Annotated in this window: 19 protein-coding genes; 6 read left to right on the top strand and 13 right to left on the bottom strand. The window is 68.4% G+C overall.

The window, feature by feature from the left end; all coding sequences use genetic code 11:
* Positions 1-40: 40 nt before the first annotated feature.
* From VARPA_RS19395 to VARPA_RS19375, 5 genes are read right to left on the bottom strand one after another with little or no spacing between them, the layout of a single operon-like run.
* The gene (locus VARPA_RS19395; protein WP_013542291.1) at positions 41-1,366 is read right to left on the bottom strand and encodes a four-carbon acid sugar kinase family protein; all 1,326 of its coding nucleotides are present in this window, start codon (positions 1,364-1,366) and stop codon (positions 41-43) included.
* The gene (locus VARPA_RS19390) at positions 1,363-2,631 is read right to left on the bottom strand and encodes a ribulose-bisphosphate carboxylase large subunit family protein (protein ID WP_013542290.1); all 1,269 of its coding nucleotides are present in this window, start codon (positions 2,629-2,631) and stop codon (positions 1,363-1,365) included. Before VARPA_RS19390 ends, VARPA_RS19395 begins: the two co-directional genes overlap by 4 nt.
* A 2-nt stretch (positions 2,632-2,633) precedes the next feature.
* Positions 2,634-3,173, bottom strand: coding sequence for a VOC family protein (locus VARPA_RS19385; protein ID WP_013542289.1), 540 nt, complete (start codon positions 3,171-3,173; stop codon positions 2,634-2,636).
* A 37-nt stretch (positions 3,174-3,210) separates the two neighbouring features.
* A complete protein-coding gene (locus VARPA_RS19380) occupies positions 3,211-5,106 on the bottom strand; it encodes a TRAP transporter large permease subunit (RefSeq protein WP_013542288.1) in 1,896 nt (631 codons plus the stop codon).
* Between the two features lie 8 nt (positions 5,107-5,114).
* Positions 5,115-6,143 (bottom strand): TRAP transporter substrate-binding protein, encoded by a 1,029-nt coding sequence (locus tag VARPA_RS19375; protein WP_013542287.1) that lies wholly within the window; start codon positions 6,141-6,143, stop codon positions 5,115-5,117.
* A gap of 125 nt (positions 6,144-6,268) precedes the next feature.
* Here VARPA_RS19375 and VARPA_RS19370 point away from each other — a divergent pair, with 125 nt between their 5' ends.
* Entirely contained in the window at positions 6,269-7,327 is a 1,059-nt protein-coding gene (locus VARPA_RS19370) for a LacI family DNA-binding transcriptional regulator (protein ID WP_013542286.1), read from the top strand.
* Between the two features lie 4 nt (positions 7,328-7,331).
* On the opposite strand, the gene VARPA_RS19365 is transcribed toward VARPA_RS19370, so the two are convergent.
* Genes VARPA_RS19365 through VARPA_RS19355 form a run of 3 tightly spaced genes read right to left on the bottom strand, consistent with a single transcriptional unit; the run spans position 7,332 to position 10,230 of the window.
* A complete protein-coding gene (locus VARPA_RS19365; protein WP_013542285.1) occupies positions 7,332-9,137 on the bottom strand; it encodes an ABC transporter ATP-binding protein in 1,806 nt (601 codons plus the stop codon).
* Between the two features lie 6 nt (positions 9,138-9,143).
* The gene (alkB, locus tag VARPA_RS19360) at positions 9,144-9,791 is read right to left on the bottom strand and encodes a DNA oxidative demethylase AlkB (protein WP_013542284.1); all 648 of its coding nucleotides are present in this window, start codon (positions 9,789-9,791) and stop codon (positions 9,144-9,146) included.
* 37 nt (positions 9,792-9,828) lie between these two features.
* Positions 9,829-10,230 carry a hypothetical protein gene (locus tag VARPA_RS19355; RefSeq protein ID WP_013542283.1) on the bottom strand — a complete coding sequence of 134 codons (402 nt, stop codon included), beginning with the start codon at positions 10,228-10,230 and terminating at the stop codon, positions 9,829-9,831.
* Between the two features lie 299 nt (positions 10,231-10,529).
* Between VARPA_RS19355 and VARPA_RS19350 the strand changes: the two genes are divergently transcribed.
* Positions 10,530-10,802, top strand: coding sequence for a hypothetical protein (locus VARPA_RS19350; RefSeq protein WP_234974791.1), 273 nt, complete (start codon positions 10,530-10,532; stop codon positions 10,800-10,802).
* Positions 10,803-10,987: 185 nt separating this feature from the next.
* Positions 10,988-12,532, top strand: a complete 1,545-nt coding sequence (locus VARPA_RS19345) for a phospholipase D family protein (protein ID WP_234974786.1) — start codon at positions 10,988-10,990, stop codon at positions 12,530-12,532.
* 17 nt (positions 12,533-12,549) lie between these two features.
* On the opposite strand, the gene VARPA_RS19340 is transcribed toward VARPA_RS19345, so the two are convergent.
* The 4 genes from VARPA_RS19340 to VARPA_RS19325 form a co-directional block, all read right to left on the bottom strand.
* Positions 12,550-13,050, bottom strand: coding sequence for a murein hydrolase activator EnvC family protein (locus VARPA_RS19340; protein WP_013542280.1), 501 nt, complete (start codon positions 13,048-13,050; stop codon positions 12,550-12,552).
* Between the two features lie 132 nt (positions 13,051-13,182).
* Positions 13,183-13,671: a CreA family protein gene (locus tag VARPA_RS19335; RefSeq protein WP_013542279.1), complete on the bottom strand. Its 489-nt coding sequence runs from the start codon at positions 13,669-13,671 to the stop codon at positions 13,183-13,185.
* A 10-nt stretch (positions 13,672-13,681) separates the two neighbouring features.
* Positions 13,682-14,233: an NUDIX hydrolase gene (locus tag VARPA_RS19330; protein WP_013542278.1), complete on the bottom strand. Its 552-nt coding sequence runs from the start codon at positions 14,231-14,233 to the stop codon at positions 13,682-13,684.
* A gap of 17 nt (positions 14,234-14,250) precedes the next feature.
* Positions 14,251-14,952 carry a fumarylacetoacetate hydrolase family protein gene (locus VARPA_RS19325; protein WP_013542277.1) on the bottom strand — a complete coding sequence of 234 codons (702 nt, stop codon included), beginning with the start codon at positions 14,950-14,952 and terminating at the stop codon, positions 14,251-14,253.
* Between the two features lie 159 nt (positions 14,953-15,111).
* Between VARPA_RS19325 and VARPA_RS19320 the strand changes: the two genes are divergently transcribed.
* Genes VARPA_RS19320 through pgeF form a run of 3 tightly spaced genes read left to right on the top strand, consistent with a single transcriptional unit; the run spans position 15,112 to position 17,490 of the window.
* Positions 15,112-16,029, top strand: coding sequence for a tetratricopeptide repeat protein (locus VARPA_RS19320; protein WP_013542276.1), 918 nt, complete (start codon positions 15,112-15,114; stop codon positions 16,027-16,029).
* Between the two features lie 22 nt (positions 16,030-16,051).
* The gene (gene maiA, locus VARPA_RS19315) at positions 16,052-16,690 is read left to right on the top strand and encodes a maleylacetoacetate isomerase (protein ID WP_013542275.1); all 639 of its coding nucleotides are present in this window, start codon (positions 16,052-16,054) and stop codon (positions 16,688-16,690) included.
* A 2-nt stretch (positions 16,691-16,692) separates the two neighbouring features.
* Positions 16,693-17,490, top strand: coding sequence for a peptidoglycan editing factor PgeF (pgeF, locus tag VARPA_RS19310; RefSeq protein ID WP_013542274.1), 798 nt, complete (start codon positions 16,693-16,695; stop codon positions 17,488-17,490).
* Here the strand turns inward: pgeF and VARPA_RS19305 are convergent.
* Positions 17,422-17,739, bottom strand: coding sequence for a hypothetical protein (locus VARPA_RS19305; protein WP_041942961.1), 318 nt, complete (start codon positions 17,737-17,739; stop codon positions 17,422-17,424). The genes pgeF and VARPA_RS19305 overlap by 69 nt on opposite strands.
* Between the last annotated feature and the right edge of the window lie 55 nt (positions 17,740-17,794).

Raw genomic sequence — 17,794 nt, 5'->3', positions numbered from 1 at the left:
ACACCGGCGATGGCCGCCGCGCGCGTTGCCGCGCGGTGGCTCAGCCCGCGCCGTGCACCAGCCGCTCGAACACGTCGTCGGTGCCCATCTGTCCACCTTTGAGCATGATCTCCATGCCATCGAGCCGCGTGTCGTCGCTGTGCACGCGGCACAGCGAGGCGCCCGCACCCATGTCGGCCACGTAGGAGAGGCCCCAGGCATCGAGCGCCTGGACGCCGTGGCTCGAGGTGTCGCCACCGGCCACACCCACGCGCCGCAGCGGTACGTGCGCCAGCACTTGAACCAGCAAATCTCCACCGGCGCGTGCGAGGGCTTGGGCATCGATGTCCGGCGAGGGCGATGCCTGCTCGGGCGGGCGGGTGCAAGCCAGCACGTGCCGGCCACGGGCGAGCGCCTGCGCGATGTCGCGGGCGTGGCGCTGCAAGGTCGGCGCATCGCGTTGGGCGAGTCGCGGCGCGTCGAGCCACACGATGTCGAACGACTGCGCCGCCGCGACTTGGCGCGCGGTGACGGGAGAGAGGCTGCCTGCAAGAACGAGCACGGGGCCCGTCGCCGGTGTCACGGCGGCGGCGGTTTGCGCATCGGCGCGCGGGCCGAACGCCGTGGCCAGCGCATCGACCACGCTGCTCGGTCCCACGGCCAGCAATGTGTCGCGTCGGGCTTGCGCCCACAGTACCTCGCCGATAGCTGCCAGTTGCGCCGCGTCGGTCACGTCGAACAGCACGGCCTCGGGCGGCTTGGCGGGTGAAGGCGGGTGCAGAGTTCGTTGCAGTGCCTCGCGGAGCGCGTGGCTGCCACTCGATGCCGCCGTGAAAGGAATGGAGCGCACGTCGGCCAGGCCTTGCCCGGCGAGGTGCAGCCGCAGGTCCGACTCGTGCATCGGCGTGACCGGGTGCCGGCTCATCGTCGGATGGCGGTCGATGCGAAACACCTCGCCACCGGCGCCCGCTGCGGCAAACAGATGGCCGAAGAGGCAATGGCGCCCGAGATTCGGCTGCCCGCCGACGATGGCTGTCCAGGGTTGCTCGACCGCGCCGCGCAATGCGCGCACTGCGGCGCCAATGGAGCCGATGTGCGGCGCGCTGTCGAAGGTCGAGCAGGTCTTGTAGTGCAGCACGCGCGCGCCGAGCGAGCGGAACAGCGCGGCGACGGGCGCCAGCTCGGCTTGCATCGCTTCCGGTGTCATGGCGCGCGCCGCGCCCGCGATGCCCAGCACGTCGAGCGGTCCGGCGCGTTCGATGCGCGCGGCATCGGGCGTCTCGAGGAACAGCAGCGCGCGCAAGCCCGCGCGGGCCGCGGTTCCGAGCGTGTCGGTCGCGCCGGTGAAATCGTCGCCGTAGTAGACGACGGCCGGGGCCGGCGTCATGGCTTGCCGAAGAAGGCGAGGGCGCGCGCAAGTTCGGACGCGTGCTTCGCGGCGTCCTGCAGCGCCGTGCCCGCGCGCGCGGCCGACCAGGCCTGGCGGATGCTGGTCACGCCGGCCTCCGCGCCGTCGGGGTGCGCGAGGATGCCGCCGCCGGCCATGAAGAGCAGGTCGTCGCTGCCGATGGCGGCCCAGGTGGCGGGCACCGTGCCGGCCCACTGGCCCGAGGAGAACGCGGGCATCACGCGGTCGTCCGCCGCATCGGTGAGCGGCGTGAAGCAGTCGCGCGCCGACTCGATGACTTCGCTGTCGGGCTGCGAGAACTTGCCCTGCAGGCCGTGCACGTGCATGTGGTCCACCCCCGCGAGGCGCCAGAGCGTCTGGTACGCCTGGAACGAGATGCCCAGCAGCGGATGCCGCGACAGCGCGCCATAGCCGTTGCGGTGGCCGTGCAGCGCCAAGCCCGTGTGGCGCCGCAGCGTCTGGATGCCCGAGTGGCCGCACCAGTTGAGGCTGGCCATCACGCAGGAGCCGCCTTCGCGCTCCACGAGATCGGCATGCCGCTTCATCGCATCCGTCTCGTCTGTGATGTTGAAGGCCACCATCACATGCTTGCCGGTGCGCTCCTGGTGGGCGCGCACGACCGCCATCACGGCCGGCACGCGTTCTGCCAGCGGGGCATGCGCGGGATCAGCGCAGACCTCGTCGTCCTTGATGAAATCGACGCCCGCGGCGCAGAGCCTTGCGACCAGCGTGGCGGTCTCCGCCGCCGAGAGGCCCACGTTCGGCTTGATGATCGTGCCGACCAGCGCGCCGCTCGCCACGCCCGTGGCGCGACGCGTGCCCGCGATGCCAATGCGAGGCATCTCGAATTGCGCGCGGTAGGCGGCAGGCACGTGCAGCGATTCGAGTCGCAGGCCCGTCACTTCGCCGAGGTCGTACAGGTTGCCCGACACCGTCGCAGCAAGCGTCGGCAGGTTGGCGCCGATGTTCGCCACGGGAAACGAGATGTCGACGTGCGCACGCCGCCAAGGCCCGCGCGTTCCCTTGCGTTCGAGCAGCGCGTTCGGCAGGCTCGGCGATGGCGCAGGTTCCAGCTCGGTGATCGCCTCGACCGTCGCCCGCGCACGTTCGCGCAGCGCATCGGTCTCGCCTTCGACCCGCGTGAAGGTGCCGCACGACTGCTCGCCGGCCATCACCTCGGCCACGGCCGCCGGGTCCACCGGCGTCTCGATCAGGTAGCGCGCGCGGATGCGTTCGGCCGCCATCGTCACAGCTTGCTCAGGTCGGGAAAGGGGCGCACGGGTTCGCTGCCGTCCCAGCCTTCGGAGGCGCTGCGGATCAGGTCGAACATCTTGCCCTTGGGCCCCGCCACTTCGGAGAGTTCGATCACCGTGCCCGGGTGGTACTCGGTATCGAAGTAGATGAAGCGGCCGCGCTCGCCCACTTCGCCGCTCATCACAGGCTTGAAGCCCTGCGCGGTGAGGCGCGCGAGGTCGGCGTCGTAGTCGGCGGTCCAGTAGGCGACGTGCTGCAGGCCGGTGCGGCCGGCCCGCAGGAAGTCGCGGTACATCGAGGGCACGTCGTTGCGCGTCTGGATCAGCTCGACCTGCACGTAGCCCGAGTTCGCGAGCGCCACCGAGTTGTGCGGCTCGTGCGCCTCGCCGTTGTAGCGGTAGTTCTTGATCGGCACCTTGGGGTTGTAGAACCACGGGCCTACGCCCAGCTTGGTGCTCCAGTAGTCCATGGCGGCTTCGATGTCGTGCACGACATAGCCCAGCTGGCGGATCTCGCCGAGGAATCGACTCATTGCAATTGGCTCCGGTGATGTGAGTGTGTTGTTGTGATCAGAACTTGAGGAAGCCGGTCGAGAACCACGGGAAGGCGGCCACGACGATGAGGCCCACCAGCATCGCGGCGAGGTAGCCCCAGATGTGGCGGATGCCCTCGTCGGGGTTGACCTTGCTCACGGCGCAGGCGCCGTAGTAGCCGACGCCGAAGGGCGGTGCGAAGAGGCCGATGCCCATCGAGAAGATCACGACCATCGCGTAGTGCACCTCGTGCACGCCCGCGGCCTTGGCGATGGGGAACAGCAGCGGTCCGAACAGCACGATGGCCGGAATGCCTTCGAGCACGCTGCCCAGCACGATGAACGCGACGATCGACACGGCCAGGAACCCGTACGCGCCGCCCGGCAGCGCGCCCATGATGCGGGCCAGGTCCTGCGAGAAGCCCGACTGCGTGAGGCCCCAGGCCATGGCCGTGGCGCAGCCGACGATGAAGATGATTGCGCCGGAGAGCGAGGCGGTGTCGATCAGCATCGGCTTCAGGCGCTTCCAGTCGAACTGCCGGTACACGAAGAGCCCGACCAGCGCCGAATACACGATGCCGATGGTCGACACCTCGGTGGCCGTGGCCACGCCCTCGACCACCGCGGCGCGGATCACGAAGGGCAGCAGCACCGCGGGCAGCGCGACCATCAGCAGCTTGCCGATCTCGCCCTTGCTGTAGCGCTGCACGCCGCTGAGGTCTTCGCGGCGGTAGCGCCACCACACGACCACGCACAGCGCCACGCCGAGCACCACGGCCGGCAGCAGCCCGCCCGTGAACAGCGCGGCAATCGAGATGCCCGTGACCGAGCCGATGGTGATGAGCACGATCGACGGCGGAATGGTCTCGGTCTGCGCCCCAGTGGCCGAGAGCAGCGCCACGAGGTCGCCGGGCTTGGCGCCGCGCTTGACCATCTCGGGGAACAGCACGGGCGCAATGGCCGCCATGTCGGCGATCTTGGAGCCCGAAATGCCCGACACCAGGTACATCGCGCCGATCAGCACATACGAGAGACCGCCGCGCACATGACCCAAGAGGCTCGCGAGGAACTGGATCATGGCGCGCGCCATGCCCGTCATCTCGATCAGCGCGCCCAGGAAGATGAAGAGCGGCACCGCGAGCAGGATGAGGTGCGACATGCCTTCATCGAGCCGCCCCACCATCACCAGCAGCGGCGTTCGCGTGGTGAGCGCCAGATACCCGAAGGTGGCCAGCGCGAACGAGAACGCGATGGGCACACCAGAGAGCACGGTGGCAGCCACCACGACCACGAAGAAGATCACGAGGTTGAACTTGCCGAGCGTCGCGAACAGCGGCGCGGCGAGCCAGAAGGCGGCGACCAGCGCTGCCATGCCGAGCACCGAGACGGCGATCTGCCGGCCGGTGCACACGCGCACCAGCCGCAGCAGCGCCATCACCAGCATGATGCCGATGCCAGCCGGAATGGCGGCCGCGCGCCAGGCGTTGCTGATCTCCAGCGCGGGCGTGACGATGAACGACTCCTCATGCGCGTAGTCGATCGAGGGCCAGATGATGAGCACCAGGAACGCGATGGACGCCGCGATGGCGAAAGCATCGAGCATGGCGCGCGTCGAAGGCGTCACCTTCTGCAGCAGCGCCGTCATGCGCATGTGCTCGCCGCGCCGCAGCGCCACGACCGCGCCCAGCATCGAGAGCCAGAGAAAGAGGATCGACGCGAGCTCGTCCGACCAAACCAGCGGCGCATGGAACACGTAGCGCGACACCACGCCCGCGAACAGCACGCAGATCTCGGCCAGCACCAGCAGCGCGGCCACCGCCTCGACGGCGCCGCCGATCACGCGGTCGGCGCGCCCGGCGATGCCGCTCAGCGCATTGGCCGAAGGCCCGGCACCCACGAACGGGGCCGCCTCGAAAGTGGATTCATGCACCATGAGCCCGCTCAGGCCAGCTTGCCGACGGTGCCTTCGAGCAGCGCCCAGGCCTCGGGGCCGAAGCGGCCCTTCCACTCGCCGTAGAAGCCCGATTCGCGCAGCTTCGCGCGGAAGCTGTCGGCCGTGGGGCGGTTGATGGTGAGGCCCTTGGCCTGCAGGTCGCCGACCACCGATTCGTTGAGCTTCTTGATGTCTTCGCGTTGCTGCATGCCGGCGTCGTTGATGGCGCGCGCGACGATGGTCTTCAGGTCGTCGGGCAGGGCGTCCCATGCGCGGCCGTTGGCGATGAACCAGTAGCCGTCCCAGATGTGGTTGGTGAGCGAGCAGAACTTCTGCACCTCGAAGAGCTTGGCGACCTGGATGATCGGCAGCGGATTTTCTTGCGCATCGACGATCTTCGTCTGCAGCGCGGAATACACCTCGCTGAACTGCAGGCTCGCGGGCGCGGCGCCCAGGCCCTTGAACATCGAGATCGACAGCGGGCTCACCGGCACGCGGATCTTCAGGCCGTCCATGTCCTTTGCGTTCGCGACGGCGGCCTTGCTGCTGGTGGTCTGGCGAAAGCCGTTGTCCCACATCTTCTCGAAGGCGTAGAGGCGCGACTTGGCGATGGCGCCGCGCACATGGGCGCCGACCTTGCCGTCCATCGCGGCCCACACCTGGCCGTAGTCGTTGAATGCGAAGCCCACCGCGTTGATGGCGGCCACCGGCACCAGCGTGGCGATGACGAGTGCCGAGGGCGTGAAGAACTCGATGCCGCCCGAGCGCACCTGCGCGAGCATGTCGGTGTCGCCGCCGAGCTGGTTGTTCGGGAAGATCTTGATCTCGACCCGGCCCTTGGTTTCCTTGGCGATGCGGTCGGCCGCCTCTTGCGCACGGATGTTCAGCGGGTGGCTGAGCGGCAGGTTGTTGCCGTACTTGTACGAGAACTCCGCGGCGCGCGCGATGCGCGGCACGGCCGACACGATGCCGGCGGCGGGGAGGGCGGAAAGGGTGCGCAGCGCACCTCTGCGGTTCAGGCGGGTCAGCGATGTCATGTCTTTTGTCTCCAGGATCTTCGGAATGCGGTTGATGCAATCTGATGCATCAGTGGATTTGGGCCACAGCGAAGATAAAAGGATGCATCATCCGGGTCAAACTCGATCCTGATGGTTTTTGATGTATGCGGGATAACCCTTCACCTCCTCCTTCCGATGCACGGCGCGCGCGCGTGGTCGACATCGCACGCGCGGCGCAGGTGTCGACCGCCACCGTCGATCGCGTGCTCAACCGCCGGCCCGGCGTGCGCGACGCCACGGTGCAGCGCGTGCTCAAGGCCGCGGGCGAGCTCGACTACCTGCCGGGGCCCGAGCTCTATGCGGCGCTGACGCCGCCGCCGCTCAGGCTCGTGTTCCTGCTGCCGGCGGGCACCAACCGCTTCATCCGCATGCTGGGCGACATGGTGGGTTACTCGCAGGAGCACTGGGCGCCGTTCAATGTGCAGTGCCGCACGGTGTTCATCGAGAGCTTCAATCCGCATGAGCTGGCGAACGCGTTGCGCAAGCACGGCCAGCGCTGCGATGGCATCGCGATGATGGCGCTGGAGCATCCGGCGGTGCGCGAGGCGGTGGCCGCGCTGGCGGCGCGCGGGTTGCCGGTGGTCACGCTGATCTCGGACCTGTCGAACTCCGAGCGCGCCGCGTTCGTGGGGCTGGACAACCGCGCGGCCGGGCGCACGGCCGGCTATCTCATCGGCCGCTTCATCGGCGCGCGCGCCGCGAAGGCCGCGCTCATCGCGGGCAGCCTCAGCTACAAGGCGCACGAAGAGCGCGAGGCGGGCTTCCTGCACGTCATCGACGAGATGTTCCCGAAGCTCGAAGTCGTGGGCCTGCGCGAAGGGCAGGACGACGCAGGCAAGAACTACCGCCAGACCCGCGCGCTGCTGGAGCAATACCCGGACATGGGCGGCATCTACAACATCGGCGGAGCGTCAGATGGCGTGGCGCGGGCGCTGAAGGAAGCGGGACGGGAGCAGAAGGTGGTCTTCATCGGCCACGGCCTCACGCCCGACACGCGTGCGCTGCTGATCGACGGCAGCATGGACGCAGTCATCACGCAGAGCCCGCACACCACGCTCATGAGTTGCGTGCGCATCTTCACCAACCTGCGCGACAAGCGCGAGGCGCTGAGCGGCGTGGAGACGACGCGCAGCCAAGTGATCTTCAGAGAGAACTTGCCCTGAGCCTTCAGGCGGGCGCCGTCATGCGCTGCAGCAGCGGCTGGCGCGCCAGCACTTCGTCGCGCGGCCCGTGGTCGAGCACGCGGCCGGCCTCCATCAGCAGCACGGTGTCGAAGCGCTCGAGCAGGCTCAGCCGATGGATCGACGCGATCACGCAGGCGTTGGGGAATGCAGCGGCGATGCGTTCGAGCACGCGCGCTTCGGTGTTGGCGTCGAGCGCGCTGGTCGGCTCGTCGAGCAGCAACAGCGAGCTGCCTTCGGCCGCGAGCACGCCGCGCGCGAGGCAGAGGCGCTGGCGCTGCCCGCCCGAGAGGTTGAAGCCTCGCTCGGACACGGCCGTGTCGAGGTTGCCTTGGTTGGCCTTGAGCACTTCGTCGAAGGTGCTGGTGTGCAGCGCGGCGAGCAGGCGCGCATCGTCCGCCGGCTGGCCGAAGGCGAGGTTCTCGCGCACGCTGGCTTCGAAGAGTTCGGTCTCCTGCGGGATCAGCGTGGCGAGCCGGCGCAGTTGTGGCCAATCGACCGGCTGACCGTCGAGAGTGAGCGTGCCGGCATTCGGTGCATAGAGCCCGGCGAGCACGCGCAGCAGCGTGCTCTTGCCGCCGCCGCTCGGGCCGACAAGAGCCACGCGCTGGCCGCGGCGCAGGGTGAGGGCGACGTCGTGCAGGCCGCTGCGTGGCGGCTCGGCCGCATCCGCGACGGGCTCGCCGCGCGACGCGTACTTCCATTGGAGCGCCTCGACGCCGAGTTGCGCCCATGTCGCACCGGCATCGATGCGCTCGCGCTCGGGCACTTGTTCCGGCGCGGTGGCGAGCACGTCGCCCGAGGGCGCCTGCCAGATCGGCTCGGCGCTCGAGTAGTCGGTGTGCATGCGCGCGAAGAAACTGAAGTTGGCCGCCACCGAAGTCACCACGCCTGCTGCCTGCTGCGCGTACTGGTAGATCATGAACACCGCGCCCAGCATCACCGCCTGCCCCGGCGTGCGCGCCTGCCACACGTAGATGACGACCAGCCCCCAGGTCAGCGCGAGCCCCATCAAATCGACCGCGAACCATTTGCCCTCGTTCAGTACCACGGTGCGCTTGAGCGGCAGCGAAATCGCCGCCATGCGACGGCGCAGCAACAGGCGCGACGCACCTTGCAGCCGCAGGCCGATCACCGTCGATGCGTTGCCCAGGAAGTCGAGCAGCGCCGACACGTAGCGCCGGTCGGCATCGTTCTCGGCGCGCGCGAGCTTCATCAGCGCGCGGTCGATGCGCACGATCACGAGGCCGATCAGCACATAGCCCACAAGGGCGGTCGCGCCGCTGGTGCGCGACAGCAGCGCCAGCGCCACCAGCGGCCCGACGAAGTTGACCGCGTTGGTGAGCCAGATGAACTGGTTCTGCGCGAAGTCAGCGAGCGCCCGGCTGGCCTGGTGCACGCGGTGCTGCAGCTCGCCCGAATGGTGGCCGTCGTGCCAGGCGAGCGGCGCGGCGGCGATGCGCGCATACAGCTCATCGGCGAGGCGCTCCCGCACCTTCAGTCCGACGTTGCGTTCCAGGATTCGGCCCGGCCCGTGCAGCGCCCAGGCGCCGACATACACCGCGGCCAGCGTGCCGATCCAGCGGCCTGCGCCGCTGAAGTCGCTGCGCTGCAGCGCGTTGATGGCCTGGCCGGCGAGGTAGGGCAGCGTGAGGCGGATCAGTTGCGAGGAAGCCAGCAAGGCGGTGGCGCCGAGCAACTGCCCGCGTGCGCCGGCCGCGAAGTGCCACAGCGCGGCATAGAGCGCGCGGATCGCGTTGCCGGGGTCGTTCGTCTCGGTCGTCTTCTGCATGCGTGGTCAGCCGGCCTTGCGGAATGTGAGGTTGATGCGAACGCTGCCCAGCGCCGGACGCGGCTGGTCCTTCAGCGGCAGCACGCCGTGGTAGCGCAGCCGGTCTTCGCCGCCCCAGACCACGACATCGCCGTGCTGGAGCGGAATGCGCACGGCCTTGTCGCCGCGCGCGCGGCCGCCGAACAGGAACACCGCCGGCATGCCGAGCGATACGGAGACGATGGGCGCGCCGTAGTCGTGCTCGTCCTTGTCCTGGTGCAGCGAGAGCCGCGCGCCGGGTGCGTAGCGGTTGACCAGGCAGGCATCGGGCGCGAAGCCGTCGAAGCCGGCGACCGATGCGGCCTCGCGGGCGAGGCGCGCGAACGACGCGGGCATGGCTGGCCACGACTTGCCGGTGTCGGGGTCGGTGGGGCTGTAGCGGTAGCCGCGGCGGTCGCTGGTCCAGCCGAGCGCGCCGCAGTTGGTGAGGGCGACCGACATGGTGAAGCCGCCGGGGGTGACGAGATGGCGGAAGGGCGCGTCTTGCGAGATGGCCTCGACCGCCGAGAGCAATTCGTCGGCAAAGGGCAGGGCGAAACCAGGGAGGACGAAGGCGCCGGGACCGATCGCTTCGCGCGCTTCACGGGGTGGATCGTCGAACAAATCGAGCGTCATGCGGAAAGCCGGCCCGCTCGGGGCCGGTGCGAAACGCCTAGCGAACCGTCGACATCACCGTCGCACGGCAGCGCGGCTGGTCGCGCGGGGCGAGCAGGTTGCAGTTGTTGAGCGCGCGTTCCTGCATGTCGCTGAGCTTCGGGCGTTCCTGCTGGTACTGGGGTTGGCGCTGGTATTCGGGCACGTAGACCGGTGCGGGTTCCTGCCAGCGCTGGCGGCGCTCGTATTCGCGGCGCTGTTCGTATTCACGCCGCTCGTAGTCGCGGCGATCTTCCCGTTCGCGGTCGTTCCGAAGGCGCCACATGCAGGAGTTGAAGTCCATGCCCGAACGGCCGCTGGCGCAGTAGCGGCGGTCGTTTTCATAAACGTAGTCGCCCTGGGCCATGGCGGGAACGGAGGTCATGAGGCCGAGGAAGGCCAGGAGAGCGAGTTTTTTCATGATGAGTGGCCTGTTCTGTGATTGCCGTCTGTCTGCGCAGTGTGAAAGGTCTGCCCCGGGGTGAATGTAGCCTGTCGTCCTGCGCGCACGTAGGGTCGAAGGAGCCTGCATCCGCGCCGTTGCATGCTCAACGCTCGACCGCCGCCGCGGGTCTACGCGGGCGGATCGGCTTGTTCGCCCTGCGGCGGTGCGCAACCGATGTACTCATAAATCCGCATATCCGCCTCACATGAACGAGTGAAGTAGGTCTAAGGAATTCACTTATTGAAGCATCCGGACAAACGCTTATGGTGATGAACATGGACATCGTTCGTCTCGACATTCGCGTGCCGGAAGGCTGGAGCTGCTGGTTCGCGCTCGCGCTCACGCCCCACGGCACCTATGCCGGGTTTGCGGAATTGAGCCACCAGGGCATTGCGCGGTGCGCACTGGTGATCACCCGCCAGCTGTCGTCGGACGCGGCGGTGCGTCGTGCGACCGCCCGCGCTGAGCACTTCGTCCGGCAATGGATGCCGCAACGCAGCCCGGGCCCCGACATCTCGGGCTCCACCACCGTTCCCGGCAGCGCCTGAGCGGCGAGCGCGGCGGCCCGCGCTCATGGTAGAAACCGCGAGCCGCGGATGTCCGCCGTTGCGCTTCGTGCGCTTGCCACTCCTCTCTCGCTTCCATGCCTCCTAACCCTGGTCGCCCTGATCGGGCTGAAAAACCGTGTGCCCCGTGGTTCGCCTGGCTACTCGCCTGCGTCGCTGCGCTCTGCATGGCCGGTTGCGCGGGCCTGCCCGCCGACGTGCAGCGCAAGCCCTCGATGGCCATCGCCGACGGCGCGGACACCCTGCTCGGACGCCTCGTGAAATCGGCTGCGCCGCCCGGCGAGCCGCTGAGTGGATTCCGCCTGCTGCCGATGCCGCAGTTCTCGCTGCATGCGCGCATCGAGCTCGCGCGCCGCGCCCAGCGCTCCATCGACGTGCAGTACTACCTCGTGCAGAACGACGAGACCGGCCGCTACCTGCTGCGCGCCCTGCGCGACGCTGCAGACCGCGGCGTGCGGGTGCGCCTTCTGGTGGACGACCTCTACACCGCGGGCGCCGACCCGCTCTTCACCAGCTTTGCCTCGCACCCGAACGTCGAGGTGCGCCTCTTCAATCCGTTCCCCGCGGGCCGCGACCGCCTCGGCACGCGCTGGGCCGCATCGCTGTTCGACTTCGACCGGGTGCACCGCCGCATGCACAACAAGCTGTACGTGGTGGACGACACGATGGCGGTCATGGGCGGGCGCAACATCGCCAACGAGTATTTCCTGCGCGACGGCGGCTCGAACTTCATCGACATCGACACGCTGGTGGCCGGCGCGGTGGTGCACCGGCTGTCGTCGCTGTTCGACATGTACTGGAACAGCCCCTACGTGTACCCGATCGAATCGCTGGTGGCCAAGGGCAGCGGATCGCCGAAGGAACTGCGCGCGCTTTTCGACCGGCTCACCAGCGGACCCGAGACGCTGCACCCCGAGGAGCCCGGCTCCACCGACCTGTTGGGCAACAACCCGCTGGCCAAGGACCTGGACGCGGGCACGCTGAAGCTGGTGTGGGCGCGCGCCGAGGCGTATGCCGATCCGCCGGCCAAGGCCCTCGCGCCCACGCCGGAAGGGCGCGGCCTGCCGGCCGACGAGGCGAGCGAGAGCGTGCTCTTCAACGTGCGGCGGTATCTGCGCGGCGCGCAGAGCGAGATCATGCAGACCACGCCCTACCTGATTCCCGGGCGCGGCGGCATGGAGTCGATCCGCATCATCCGCGGCAACGGCGTGAGCTACAGCATCGTGACCAACTCGCTGGCCGCCACGGACGAATCGCTGGTGCACATCGGCTACCGCCGCTACCGCGCCCAGATGCTGCGGCTGGGCGTGGAGCTCTACGAGCTCAGCCCCAAGCGGGTGGAGGAGACCAGGCGCTTCGGCATGTACGGCTCGGCCAGCGGCCGGCTGCATGGCAAGTCGGCGGTGATCGACCGCAAGACGGTGTTCATCGGCTCGATGAATTTCGATCCGCGCTCCGAGCTGCACAACACCGAGATCGGCATCTTCATCTTCAGCCCGCAGATCGCGCAGCAGCTCACCAGCCTGATCGGGTTCATCCGGCTCGATGGCGCTTACCAGTTGCAGCTCGGGCCCCGGGGCGGCATCGAATGGGTGAGCCCGGCGTCGGGCGACGCGGCCGACACCATCCTGCACACGGAGCCCGAAACGCATTTCTGGGCGCGCTGGAAACTGGAGCTGCTGGCACCGCTGGTGCCCGAGAGCCTGCTCTAGCCAGCGAAGCCCGGCGGCTACTGCTGCAGCCGCCCGTTGAGGTACGGCTCGGGGTCGACGGCGGTGCCGTTCTTGCGGATCTCGAAGTGCAGCTTCACGCGATCGTTGTCGCGGCCCATTTCGGCGATCTTCTCGCCCTGGCGCACGACCGCGTTTTCCTTCACGAGGATGGTCTGCGCATGGGCGTAGGCGGTGAGGAAGGTCTCGTTGTGCTTGACGATGACCATGTTGCCGTAGGAGCGCAGTTCGCTGCCCACGTACACCACGCGTCCGTCGGCCGAGGCGACGATGGGGTCGCCGAGATTGCCGGCGATGTCCAGCCCCTTGTTGCGCACGCCGTCGAAGCGGGCGATGGTCGTGCCGCTCGCGGGACGGATGAAGAGCGCCTGTTTCGCCGGGGGCGGCGTGACGGTCTGGGCGGGCCGTGCCGGCGTCAGGGGGACGGTGTCGCAGGCGGCAAGGGCTGCGGCCATCAGTGTTGCGACACCGGTGCGGAAAAGAAGAGTCTGGATTTGCATGGCGCTGTTGGAACGGGTTCGTTGCGGAGGGTTCCTGCGTTCTGGCACGCCGGGGCGCGCCACGCGGGCGATGCTAGCAAACTCGTACGCACCGCCCGGAAGGGCGGAACGCACGAAGGGCTATGGCTGTCGTTACTTCAGCGGAATCGGCGTGCCGCGGTCGATGGGCACCGCGGTCACGCTGTTCTTCGGCGAGCCGTCGATCAGCAAGTCGGAGTAGGTGAGGTAGACCAGCGTGTTGCGCTTGGCATCGACCATGCGCACCACGCGCAGGCGCTTGAAGAGCACCGAAAGCCGCTCGCTGTACACCTCTTCGCGCTTGGGCAGCGGCTGCGTGATGTTCACCGGCCCGACCTGGCGGCAGGCGATGGAGGCCTCGGCCTTGTCCTCGGCCACGCCGAACGCGCCGGCAATGCCGCCGGTCTTCGAGCGCGAGACATAACAGGTCACGCCGTTCACCTTCGGGTCGTCGTAGGCCTCGATCACGATCTTGTGGTCGGGGCCGATGAGCTTGAAGGCGGTGTCGACTTCGCCCACCGTTTCCGCCTTGGCCGCCGAGGCCGCCAGTGCAAAGCCGAGGCTGGCGCCGCAGAAGAGGACGGCGCGAAGTTGCTTGTTCATGAGGTTCGGGTCAAACGATGCTGAGTTCGTGCACGCGGTCGAAGCTGCCGCGGCGGCGGTCTTCGAAGAAATGTTCCAGCGCCTCGCGCACGGTGCGAAAGGCGATCTCGTCCCAGGGAATCTCTTCCTCGGTGAAGAGCTTCGCCTCGATGGTTTCGTGGCCCGGATCGAACTTGTCGTCCAGCAGCCGGGCGCGGTAGAACAGGTGCACCTGGCCCACGCGCACGACGCTGATCACCGCGAACAGGCCCTGCATCTCGAAGTTCGCACCGGCCTCTTCGTCGGTTTCGCGGGCGGCGCCCTGAGCGGTCGATTCCTCGAGTTCCATGAAGCCCGCCGGCAGCGTCCACTTGCCCCAGCGCGGCTCGATGTTGCGCTTGCACAGCAGCACCTTGTCGCCCAGGACCGGGATGGTGCCCACCACGTTCAGCGGGTTCTCGTAGTGGATCGTGTGGCAGGCCGGGCAGACGGCGCGCGGCTTGGTGTCGCCGTCGTCCGGGATGCGGTAGACCACCGCGGTACCGCAGTTCTTGCAGTGCTTGATGGGGACGCGCAGGAGCATGGGCGGTGCTGCCGTCTTCAGGCGATCTTGACGGTGAGCGTCGGCAGGCCGGCGACCTTGCCCACGAGCGTGTCGCCCGAGACCACGGCCGCGACGCCTTCGGGCGTGCCGCTGTAGATCAGGTCGCCGGGCTGCAGCTCCCAGGCTGCCGAGAGGTGCTCGATGGTTTCTGCCACGTTCCAGATCAGCTTGCTCACGGTGCTGCGTTGGCGGTCCACGCCGTTCACCTGCAGCGAGATTTCTGCGTTCTCGGCATCGCCGGCGGCGGCCACCGGCACGATCGGGCCGATGGGCGCGCTCTGCTCGAAGCCCTTGCCGATGTCCCAGGGACGGCCCTGCTTTTTCATCTCGCCCTGCAGGTCGCGGCGCGTCATGTCGAGGCCGACTGCGTAGCCGTAGATGTGCTTGTGCGCATCGGCGGCCTTGATGTTCTTGCCGCCCGTGCCGATGGCCACGACGAGTTCGATCTCGTGGTGCAGGTTCTTGGTGAGCGAGGGGTAGGCCATGGTGCCGGTCTGGCCTTCGTCGACCACCACCAGCGCGTCTGTGGGCTTCATGAAGAAGAAGGGCGGTTCGCGGCCGGTGAAACCCATTTCCTTGGCGTGATCTTCGTAGTTGCGGCCCACGCAGTAGATGCGGTGCACCGGAAAGCGGGCGGGCTGTCCGGCCACGGGAACCGAAACGGTGGCGGGCGGGGCGAAAACAAACTCGGAAGCCATTGCGAGGTGTCCTTTTTCAGCGGAACGGAGAGGGGAGACCGGCAGTGTGCCAGAGGCGGCGCAGGGTTGCCGCAGCGCCGGACCGGGGATTTTCGGGCGCTTCACAATAGGCGCCCTGCGTTTTCGTCACGCTCTTTCTTCGATTTTTCCCGCCACACCATGCCCATCCGAATCGGCAAAGCCGGCAAAGCCACGGCGCTCAACGAACTCGGCCGCCGACGCGACGACGAGGGCGACCAGGACGGCGCCCTCGAGGCCTACGCCCAGGCCAGCGCCATCCATCCCGGCTGGTCGGTGCCCTGGTACAACGCCGGCCTCATCCACAAGTACCGCGGCGAATGGGCCGCTTCGCTGCAGGCCAATGCCCGCGCCGTGCAGTGCGAGCCGGGCGACGAGGGCGCGCTGTGGAACCTGGGCATCGCCGCCACCGCGCTCGGCGACTGGACGACGGCGCGGCGTGCGTGGCGGCAGTACGGCATCGATATTCCGGAGGGCGAAGGGCCGGTCGACTATTTCGTCGGGCTCACGCCGATCCGCGTGCACGGCGACGAGGGCACCGAGGTGGTGTGGGCCGACCGCATCGACCCGGCGCGCGCCATCCTGCGCAACGTGCCCACGCCCGCGTGCGGCCATCGCTATGGCGACCTCGTGCTGCACGACGGCGCGCCCAACGGCTACCGGCTGCGCGGCGAGCGCGAGGTGGCGGTGTTCGATGCGCTCGAAGTGATCGCGCCGTCGGCGCATTCGACCTACGAGGTCTCGGTGGAGGGCGCGGCCGCGGAGGACATCGAGGCGCTGGTGCAGCGCTTCAAGGCCGCGGACGGCTTCGCCGAGAACTGGACCGACAGCATGGAGATGCTCTGCCGCGCCTGCTCCGAAGGCCGGCCCTTCGGCGAGGGCCGGCACAACCACGGCGCCGACGAGGCGCCCGGCACGCTCGGGCCGTGGCGCCTTGGCATCGCCTCGCGCGAGGAGGCCGGCGCCCGCCGCATCCTCGACGAATGGAAGGCCGCGACATCGCCGGAGGCCGTGCTGCACGATTTCCGCTGCGTGCTGCCGGCTACCCCGCGCTCCTAGCGGGCGCTATCCTTGGAAAATCATGAAGCTGCATAACTATTTCCGCTCCTCCTCCTCGTTCCGCGTGCGCATCGCCCTCAGCCTGAAGGGCCTCGACTATGAGTACGTTCCCGTGCACATCGCGCGCGGCGAACACCGCACCGGCCCCTACGCCGCCCTCTCGGCCGACAAGCTTGTGCCGCTGCTCGAAGACGAGGGCGAGCGCTTTTCGCAATCGATGGCCATCATCGAATACCTGGACGAGACGCACCCCGAGCCGCCGCTGCTGCCGAGCGACCCGGTGGGCCGCGCCCATGTGCGGGCGCTGGCGCAGTCCATCGCCTGCGAGATCCATCCGCTCAACAACCTGCGCGTACTCAAGTACCTCGTGAAAGACCTGAAGCTCGACGACGAGGCCAAGAACGCCTGGTACCGCCACTGGGTGCGCGACGGGATGGAGGCTTTCGAGCGCCAGCTCGCGCTGCATCCGGGCGGCACCTTCTGCTATGGCAACACGCCGACGCTGGCCGATTGCTGCCTCGTGCCGCAGATCTTCAACGGCCGTCGTTTCGACTGCGACTTCAGCGGCCTGCCGCGCAGCATGGCCGCCTTCGACGCCTGCATGCAACTGGAAGCCTTCCAGCGCGCGCAGCCTTCGCAAGCACCCGACGCGGAAGCCTGAGGTTGAACGCCGCCGTCATCGATCCGCGCTGGCTCGTGCCGGACTGGCCCGCACCGTCGAACGTGCGGGCCGTGTGCACCACGCGCGAGGGTGGCGTTTCGCACGGCCGCTACGAGAGCCTGAACCTCGGCGATCACGTGGGCGACCTGATCGCCGATGTGGCCGAGAACCGCCACCGGCTCGGGCAAGCCATCGCCGCGCGGCCGGTTTTTCTGCAGCAGGTGCACGGCACCGGCGTCGTGACGCTCGATGCCGAATCGGAACCCGTGCGCGGCGACGCCACGGTGGCCGATGCCTGTACGGCCACGGAGGTCGGGCTGGCCTGCACCATCATCGTGGCGGACTGTTTGCCCGTGCTTTTCACCGACGAGTCGGGCCAGCGGGTTGCCGCTGCGCACGCAGGTTGGCGTGGCCTTGCCGGCGGCGTGCTCGAGGAGGCGGCCCGATGCTTTGCGCCCGAGCCGCAGGCGGGTCCGGCGCGCGGCGACAGCAGGGTCATCGCATGGCTCGGCCCGTGCATCGGCCCGAAAGCCTTCGAGGTCGGCGAGGAAGTCAAGGCTGCGTTCGAGGCCCATGCGCCGGAAGCGGCGAGCTGCTTCAAGCCTGCGGGCGCGCCCGGCAAATGGCTGGCGGACCTGCCGGCCTTGGCGCGTCAGCGGTTGCGCGCGGCCGGTGTCGATGCGGTGTACGGCAATGACGGCGGCGATGCTTGGTGCACCGTCAGCAACCCGTCACGGTTCTTTTCGCACCGGCGGGACGGCGTCAGCGGGCGCTTTGCCGCGCTGGTCTGGAAGGCTTGAGTCTTCCTTCGTTGCGGCCTCTGCTGCGGCGCGGCGTGCTTCTTCCTGTGCTTCGGCCTCGCGCTGCTTGATCGCGCGCCGCCGCCCCGGCGCCCCCATCAGGTAAACCACCAGTGCCACCGGCGCCAATCCGTACAAAAGAAATGTGAAGATGGCGCCCAGCACGGTGCCTGTGGTGTTGGTGGCTTCGGCCACCGACATCATCACGACGACGTAAAGCCAGCCGATCACGATCAGATGAATGAACACGAGAAGTTTCAGTCGGTAAGAGAAAAGAGCGGCGTTGTCCGTGCCGTGCGAATGC

This window comes from Variovorax paradoxus EPS (assembly GCF_000184745.1).
GTDB lineage: Bacteria > Pseudomonadota > Gammaproteobacteria > Burkholderiales > Burkholderiaceae_C > Variovorax > Variovorax paradoxus_C.
The sequence above is the reverse complement of the archived record's forward strand: the minus strand, read 5'-3'. Positions and strand labels throughout refer to the sequence as shown.